General features: G+C 65.1%; 8 protein-coding genes. 5 read left to right on the forward strand and 3 right to left on the reverse strand.

Going from position 1 to position 7292, the window contains the following annotated elements; all coding sequences use genetic code 11:
- Nucleotides 1-312 precede the first annotated feature (312 nt).
- The 3 genes from AC1DZU_RS07610 to AC1DZU_RS07620 all read left to right on the forward strand — a co-directional run bounded on the left by AC1DZU_RS07610 (nucleotide 313) and on the right by AC1DZU_RS07620 (nucleotide 3154).
- Nucleotides 313-1533: a helix-turn-helix domain-containing protein gene (locus tag AC1DZU_RS07610; RefSeq protein WP_477283238.1), complete on the forward strand. Its 1221-nt coding sequence runs from the start codon at nucleotides 313-315 to the stop codon at nucleotides 1531-1533.
- A gap of 46 nt (nucleotides 1534-1579) precedes the next feature.
- A complete protein-coding gene (locus tag AC1DZU_RS07615) occupies nucleotides 1580-2212 on the forward strand; it encodes a Vgb family protein (protein WP_457153097.1) in 633 nt (210 codons plus the stop codon).
- Between the two features lie 111 nt (nucleotides 2213-2323).
- Nucleotides 2324-3154, forward strand: a complete 831-nt coding sequence (locus AC1DZU_RS07620) for an aldo/keto reductase (protein ID WP_477283240.1) — start codon at nucleotides 2324-2326, stop codon at nucleotides 3152-3154.
- Nucleotides 3155-3203: 49 nt separating this feature from the next.
- On the opposite strand, the gene AC1DZU_RS07625 is transcribed toward AC1DZU_RS07620, so the two are convergent.
- Complete coding sequence (locus tag AC1DZU_RS07625) at nucleotides 3204-3749, reverse strand: autotransporter (protein ID WP_477283242.1); 546 nt, start codon at nucleotides 3747-3749, stop codon at nucleotides 3204-3206.
- A gap of 101 nt (nucleotides 3750-3850) precedes the next feature.
- Between AC1DZU_RS07625 and AC1DZU_RS07630 the strand changes: the two genes are divergently transcribed.
- Nucleotides 3851-4603 carry a GntR family transcriptional regulator gene (locus AC1DZU_RS07630; protein ID WP_477283244.1) on the forward strand — a complete coding sequence of 251 codons (753 nt, stop codon included), beginning with the start codon at nucleotides 3851-3853 and terminating at the stop codon, nucleotides 4601-4603.
- Nucleotides 4604-4621: 18 nt separating this feature from the next.
- Here AC1DZU_RS07630 and AC1DZU_RS07635 read toward each other — a convergent pair whose 3' ends face one another.
- Entirely contained in the window at nucleotides 4622-4927 is a 306-nt protein-coding gene (locus AC1DZU_RS07635) for a hypothetical protein (protein WP_095091288.1), read from the reverse strand.
- Between the two features lie 420 nt (nucleotides 4928-5347).
- Between AC1DZU_RS07635 and AC1DZU_RS07640 the strand changes: the two genes are divergently transcribed.
- Complete coding sequence (locus tag AC1DZU_RS07640; RefSeq protein ID WP_477283247.1) at nucleotides 5348-6850, forward strand: helicase HerA domain-containing protein; 1503 nt, start codon at nucleotides 5348-5350, stop codon at nucleotides 6848-6850.
- 91 nt (nucleotides 6851-6941) lie between these two features.
- Here the strand turns inward: AC1DZU_RS07640 and AC1DZU_RS07645 are convergent, their stop codons facing one another.
- The gene (locus AC1DZU_RS07645; protein ID WP_477283249.1) at nucleotides 6942-7223 is read right to left on the reverse strand and encodes a hypothetical protein; all 282 of its coding nucleotides are present in this window, start codon (nucleotides 7221-7223) and stop codon (nucleotides 6942-6944) included.
- Nucleotides 7224-7292 lie beyond the last annotated feature (69 nt).

Genomic DNA, 7292 nt, shown 5'->3' on the forward strand with positions numbered 1-7292 from the left:
TGGCGTCCGGCGCGCTCGACCGTGTCGTTCGTCGCGTGGAGGGGCAGATCGTCGGAGTCAGGCATTGTCTGTTTTTCCCTTGTGAGAAGCTTAATATCTTTGCCTGAGATGCTCAGGCTAGCCAATGCCGATATTGGCGTCAACGGCGGCTACGGCGCCTTCAGCCAGTCCTGATGGCTAGGTCATCATCCAAGTCATTGCCGTTTTCCCTAGTATGCTACCTGTTGCTGATACGGCTTGCTGGGGGGCGGTCATGACTTAAGTTAGGGCGTGGAATGCAGGGGTGGGAGTTACAAGTGTGACGGGATTTGAATGGACTCGCTGATCACGGCAGCGGCATTGGCGCTGGCCGCGGGCAATCCGCTCGGCGCGCTGGATCGTGTCGCCCTGCGCGAGGACGCGCCGGCGCTGGCCTTGCGCGGCATCGCGATGGCGCAGCTCGGCGACCTCGACCGCGCCAAGGCGCTGCTGCGGCGGGCCGCACGCGCCTTCGGCCCGAAAGAGGCGGTCGCGCGCGCCAGATGCGTCGTCGCCGAGGCGGAGATCGCACTGGTCTCGCGGGACCTCGGCTGGCCCGCCAAGGCGCTGGATCCGGCGCGGGCGACGCTGGAAAAGCATGGCGATCGGCTGAACGCCGCGCATGCCGGCCACCTCAAGGTCCGGCTCCTGCTGTTGATTGGTCGCCTCGATGAGGCTGAAGACGTGCTGGCCGGGCTCGATCCGGCGCCGCTTCCGCCAGCCTCGAGAGCCGCGCACGAACTGGCCGTCGCCGGCATCGCGATGAGGCGCCTCAAGACAAGGGCTGCGCGTACCGCGTTGGAGTGGGCGCGCCACGCCGCTCGCCGGGCTGGCATCCCGGGGCTGATGGCCGAGGTCGACAACGCCTTCCTGGCGCTGGACGCGCCGGCGGCGCGGCTGATCGCGCGCGACCAGCAGCGCCCGCTGCTGCTCGAGGAGGTCGAGGCGCTGCAGGCGTCGCCGGCGTTGGTCGTCGATGCCTTGCGCTATCTCGTGCGCCAACGGGAAACGATGGTCTCGCTGGCAACGCGCCCGGTGCTGTTTGCGCTGGTGCGCACGCTGGCCGAAGCATGGCCCGCGGATGTTTCGCGGGCGACGCTTATCGCACAGGCGTTTGGCGGCAAACACGCCGATGAATCGCATCGGGCGCGATTGCGGGTCGAGATCGGCCGGTTGCGCGCCGAACTGCGCACGCTTGCCGACATCAATGCCACGAGCCAAGGCTTTGCGCTGGCGCCGCGCCAGGCGCCCGAAGTGGTGGTGCTGGCACGGCCGATCGAGGAGCGGCACGCCGCGGTGCTGGCCTTGCTTGCCGATGGTGAATCCTGGGCGAGTTCGGCGCTGGCGCTGGCGCTTGGCACCGGCCAGCGCAGCGTGCAGCGGGCGCTCGAGCAACTTGGCGAGGCCGGCAAGGTGCAGTCGTTCGGGCACGGCCGGGCGCGCCGCTGGATGACGCCGCCTGTGGCCGGTTTCACGACGACCTTGTTACTCCCGGCCCCGCTGCCAAACGGTTAGAGCATGATCCCCGAAAATGCCCGATCATCTCAGTGAGGACAAAGACATGAAACATTCAGCGGCCGAAATTCTGCGCGAATACGGACCCTTTCCGGGCGTCGACACCGTGCACGGGGTAAGCTTCGACGGGCGCAACGTCTGGTTTGCCTCCGGTGAGAAACTGAATGCCTTCGATCCGGAAAGCGGGCAGGCGCTGCGCTCGATCGATGTCGCCGCGCACGCTGGCACCGCCTATGACGGCCGGCATTTCTTCCAGCTTGCCGGGGATCGCATCCAGAAGATCGACCCCGACACCGGCAAGGTGCTGGCCTCCATTCCGGCGCCCGGCGGCGGACGCGACTCCGGGCTCACCTGGGCCGAAGGAACGCTTTGGGTGGGCCAGTACCGGGAGCGCAAAATTCACCAGATCGATCCCGAGACCGGGGCAATCCTGCGCACCATCGAATCCAACCGCTTCGTCACCGGGGTCACGTGGGTCGACGGCGAACTGTGGCACGCCACCTGGGAAGGCGAGCAGAGCGATCTGCGCCGCGTCGACCCGCAAACCGGCAAGGTTCTGGAGAAGCTCGACATGCCGGCCGGCATGGGCGTCTCGGGGCTGGAATCCGATGGCGGCGAACGCCTGTTCTGCGGCAGCGTATCGGCCGGGGTGGTGAGGGCGGTGCGCCGGCCGAGGTGAGCTTGCACCCGGCGAATTCGACCGCTGTCGACTGGTCGTTGCTCCCTGTCGAACCTAGATAGGGCATGCGCCGCGCGGACCGCCCGGATCATCTTTTGCAAAGGAACAGCCATGCCTGAACAGATACCGTTGAACGACGGCTCCGCCATTCCCCAACTCGGCCTTGGCGTGTGGCAAGTCGACCAGGATATCACCGCGCAGGTGGTGGGTTGGGGGATCGAGGCCGGCTATCGTCTGATCGACACCGCCGAGGGCTATCGGAACGAGGATGGGGTCGGAGAGGCGATCCGCAGCGCCGGCGTGCCGAGAGGCGAGCTGTTCATCACCTCCAAGCTGCGCAACGGCGCACACCAGCGCGATGCGGCGCTGCGCGCCTTCGACGAGACGATGGAGAAGCTCGGCATCGAGCAACTCGACCTGTTCCTGATCCACTGGCCGGTGCCTAGCCAGGACAAATATGTCGAGGCGTGGAAGACGCTGGTCGAACTCAGGCAGGCCGGCCGCATCAAGTCGATCGGCGTTTCGAATTTCAACCAGGACCATCTGGAGCGGATCATCGGCGAGACCGGCGTGACGCCAGTGGTCAACCAGATCGAGCTGCATCCCCAGTTCCAGCAGCGCGGCGTCAGGGATTTTCATGCCAGCCACGATATCCGCATCGAAAGCTGGAGCCCGCTGGGCAGCGGCCGGCTGCTGGGCGACCCGACCATCGCGGGCATTGCCAGGAAGCATGGCAAGTCCGCGGCTCAGGCGATCATCCGCTGGCACCTTCAGGAAGGGCTGATCGTCATCCCAAAGTCGATCCGCAGGGATCTCATCGCAGCCAATTTCGATGTCTTCGATTTCGAGTTGGATGCGCAGGACCTGCAGACGATCCGGGGCATGGATTCGCCAAACGGCCGCACCGGCCCAAACCCCGCCACGGCGTCGTTCCTGTTCTGAGGGGAAGGCTCTCCCTTCTCCCCCTGTTTGTGGGAGAAGGGCGCCTGCCTCAAGATCGCTCGATGGGCTGAGCGCCAGCCAGATAGCGATCGTTGTCAAACGGCTCGGCTTGATTGCTTTGCAGATCCCAGAGTTGTCGGTGGGTCGCCGGGAGATCGCCCAGATAGACATGAAGCGCGCCCGACCGTGCACTGCCGGTGTTGGCGACCGAGTGCACGGTATGCGGGGGCAGGTGCAGCACGGTGGGCGCGGTGGCGTCCTGCCGTTGCGGAGCATCGAGTTCGCTGGCGGCATTGGGATAGATGAAGTTCGTCTCGCCACCCCTGTAGATGCCGATCAACGCGTCCATGAGGTGGTTGTGCGGCGGGTACTGCAGACCGGGCGACAGCGTGATGTGATAGATCGTCAAATTCCGGCTTGCGTGGAGAAGCACCTCGTCTTCTTCTTCTTCATGAACGAGCACCCCCAATGCATGAAGACGGTTCGTATGGTCGCCCAGCACCGCCCTTATTCGTGCGAGGGGATCGGGACTTCCGGCGGCGTTGACGATATCATCCACAACCGCGTAGAGAGGCGAGCCAGCCGGAACAGCCATTGCCGTTATCCCTTTTGAGATGATCAAATGATTGATCTGAGATGCTCAAGGCTACTCAAAGTCGATGGCGGCGTCAACCGGATCGCCAGAACGGAACAAGCATGACTCGTCGTGATTTGACTGCCGCATCGACGAAACCGGCACTGTCCGCCGGCACGGCCGCAGCGCCGTCGACCGCCGACCTGCTGCGCAGCGAGCAGGCGTACGAGCAGGTGAAGAGCGACATCGTCGCCTGCGTGCTGCGCCCTGGTGAAACGCTGACGGAAAAGCAGATTGGCGATCGATATCTGATCAGAAAGGCGACGATCCGCGCGGCGCTGACCCGGCTGATGCAGGAGGGATTGGTCAGGAGCGAGCCGCGCCGTGGCTACGTCATCACGCCGCTGACGCTGCGCGATGTCACCGAGATCTTCGATGTCCGCAGTCTGATCGAGCCGGAAGTGTTCAGGGTGGCTGCGTCGGGCCTCACCGAGCGGGGGCTCGAAGATGTCAGGCAGGCGGCGAGGAAGGTGCTGAAGCCGGAGACGCTGCGCAGCCACGTTGCATTCCTTGCAGCGGATCGCGCCTTCCGTCTTGCCTTGGCGGAGCTATCCGGAAATTCACGCTTGGCGCAGCTGCTGGGCCAGATACTCGACCAGTCGGAGAGGGTTCTCCACCTCGGATTCAGGTCGCGCGACTTCACGCAGCTGATCATCGGTCAGCAGAAGGACCTGGTTCATGCCTGCGAGGCAAGCGACGTTTCCGGCATCGTCAAACTTGCCCGCTCGCAGTGCCTCAATCTCAAGAAGCAGGTGCTCGAAGCCCTGCTGGCGGGCGCCAAGCTCCGGGAAGCCAACCTGCAAGACTTCGCTTGATGCCTAAGGCTTCGCGCCTCAAATCCCCGAGCCGTCGAGCTGCTGGGCGTCGTCGCCCTCCCAGGGCGCCGGCATGGAGGCGCGGCTGAGATTGGCTGTCGGCAGCGGCATCCAGCATTTCAGTTCCGGTTCGGCGTATTCTACGACGCGTCCCGGCGAGGAGTCCGACGCGCGCCAGCCTTCGCTGGCGAACTGGTCGGCGCGCGACCAATAGGCGAGGTCGACTTCCGCCGGCCCCTGTTCGGACGGGCGAACCGTGACCAGGATGCGGCTGCCATCCCTCGGCGCCGTCGACATGTGGCGCCACCGTTCGGGCTCGTCCATCGCTTTTCCTCCTCGCACTTCCAGCGTTGGGGAAGTGTCGCCTCGCGCTCCGGGGCGGTCAACCCAAAGTTTGCGCCAGCGGGCGAGTCTCGACGATGTCGGAACTTGGCGGGATCAGGCGAGGTTGGCGACCGACATATACTGCGAGAGGGAACTTGAAAACGTCGGTCGCCAGGGGGCGGTTGGGACGCACCACGTTGGGGACGCGATGCAAGGTCAGGCTAAGCGGATGCGGCGCGGCTTCAATCGGAACGCCGTCACATGGTGAACAGGTGGTTACTATCCACAGGGTTCCCTTGTTGTCGATGATCCGGAGACCGTTCCTTGGGCTGTGCGCAACACGGCGCGGGCGGCCATGCGCGCTCGACGGGCTGTGATCGGGTTGATAAGCCCGTCTGCGAAAGGAGCGCCTGAGTCGAGATGACCGTTGCGATCGAGATGGGACACACGACCGCAGGCGCCGCGGCGACGCTCGATCTCGAGGAGCTGCTGGCGACGCGCCTTTTGGTGCAGGGCAATTCGGGCTCCGGCAAGTCGCATCTCTTGCGGCGGCTGCTGGAGCAGAGCGCCCCCTGGGTGCAGCAGACCATCATCGACCCCGAAGGCGACTTCGTGTCGCTGGGCGACCGTTTCGGCCATCTGGTGATCGATGCCGAGGAGCATACCGAGCGCGGCCTGCAGAGCGCCGGCGAGCGGGCGCGCATCCATCGCGTCTCCACCGTGCTTAATCTCGAGGGGCTCGACGCCGAAAACCAGATGCGGCGGGCCGCCGCCTTCCTCGGCGGGCTCTTCGAGGTCGCCCGCGACCACTGGTATCCGATGCTGGTGGTGGTGGACGAAGCGCAGCTGTTCGCACCGGCGGTGGCCGGCGAAGTTTCGGACGAGGCGCGCAAACTCTCGCTCGGCGCCATGACCAATCTGATGTGCCGTGGCCGCAAGCGCGGGCTTGCCGGCATCATCGCCACGCAGCGGCTGGCCAAGCTCGCCAAGAATGTCGCTGCCGAAGCGTCCAATTTTCTCATGGGCCGCACCTTCCTCGATATCGACATGGCGCGCGCCGCCGACCTTTTGGGCATGGAGCGGCGCCAGGCGGAGGCGTTTCGCGACCTGGAACGCGGCCAGTTCATGGCGCTCGGTCCGGCGCTGTCACGCCGGCCGCTCGGCCTGCGCATCGGCCCGACCGACACCAGTCCGCGCAACGGCACGCCGCGCCTGATGCCGCTGCCGGAAGCAGCGCTGGAGGACGCACGCGCCATCATCCTGGCAGCGCCGCCGCCCGAGACGGTGCGGGCGCAGCGCCGGTCGTCGCCGGACCTGCTCGATCAACTGATGGCGGCGAAGTCGGCGGCACTCGAAATCCGCCCCGAGCCGGCGGAGCCACAAATCAGCGCCGAGGATCTGGCCGAGCGCCGCGAGCGTGTGGACCGTGTGCTGCGCGCCATCCTGGCGCAGCCAGATGCGGGCTTCCGTGTCATCGGCGTGCTCTATCAGGAGTTCGTGGTGCGCTGCCGCATCGAGGGCCTTGCCTCGGTCGTGCCCGACCTGCCGGAGTTCCGCCGCATGCTGACGCGCGCCCGCGCCGGGCTCGGCTCTGACATGGCTGCAGGGGACGACGCCTGGCAGGACGTCTCGGTGCGCGCCTCGCTGCTGCCCGATGATATGCAGGGCGTGTTCATGATGATCGCCAGGGCGGCGAAGGAGGGCTGGCCTTGCCCCAGCGACGCCGCGATCGCCCGCGCCTATGGCTCCCACTCGCTGCGCCGTGCCCGGCGTCTCCTCACCTATATCGAGGAGCAAGGCCTCATCGTCTGCCAGCTCGACGGGGTAGGCCGGCGTACCGTGACGCTGGTCGAACTCGCCTGGGCAACGGCCCCGGGCGACCCCAACGCCGAGGAGGCGGAGCAGGGGAGCCTGGCCGTGTGAGGGCTGCGTCAGTCGCCGGCAGCCGCTGATCACACCTGTCCGGAACTATGCGCCTCATACTTGATGTCTCGGTTTCGAGCGCCAATGTCGTTCAAAAGCCGCCATTTCGCATACGCCCGCTGGCATTTTCCTGGCGAGAGTATGACCGCACCTTAACGTAGCGAGACGTCAAGATGCGGCCGATCTGGATGAGGTTCAGAAGCACAAAGAAGACATTCCAGCCGACCACGTTCATGAGCGGTGCCGGCTGGCTGTAGAAATACACGGCGAGACAGATTGCTGCTGCAGTCGTTAGAATCCGCAGCCGCAAAATATCCAACGTGAAGTAAGCGACCACATACATGATGTTCGCCATGTTTATAAGAATTTCCATTTTCCAATTCCATCTATTGCGAGCGTTCAAATGCGATCGTGCTTCAGATGCTCTCGAACGGCATACGAG

The organism is Mesorhizobium sp. P2_A12 (assembly GCF_056405075.1).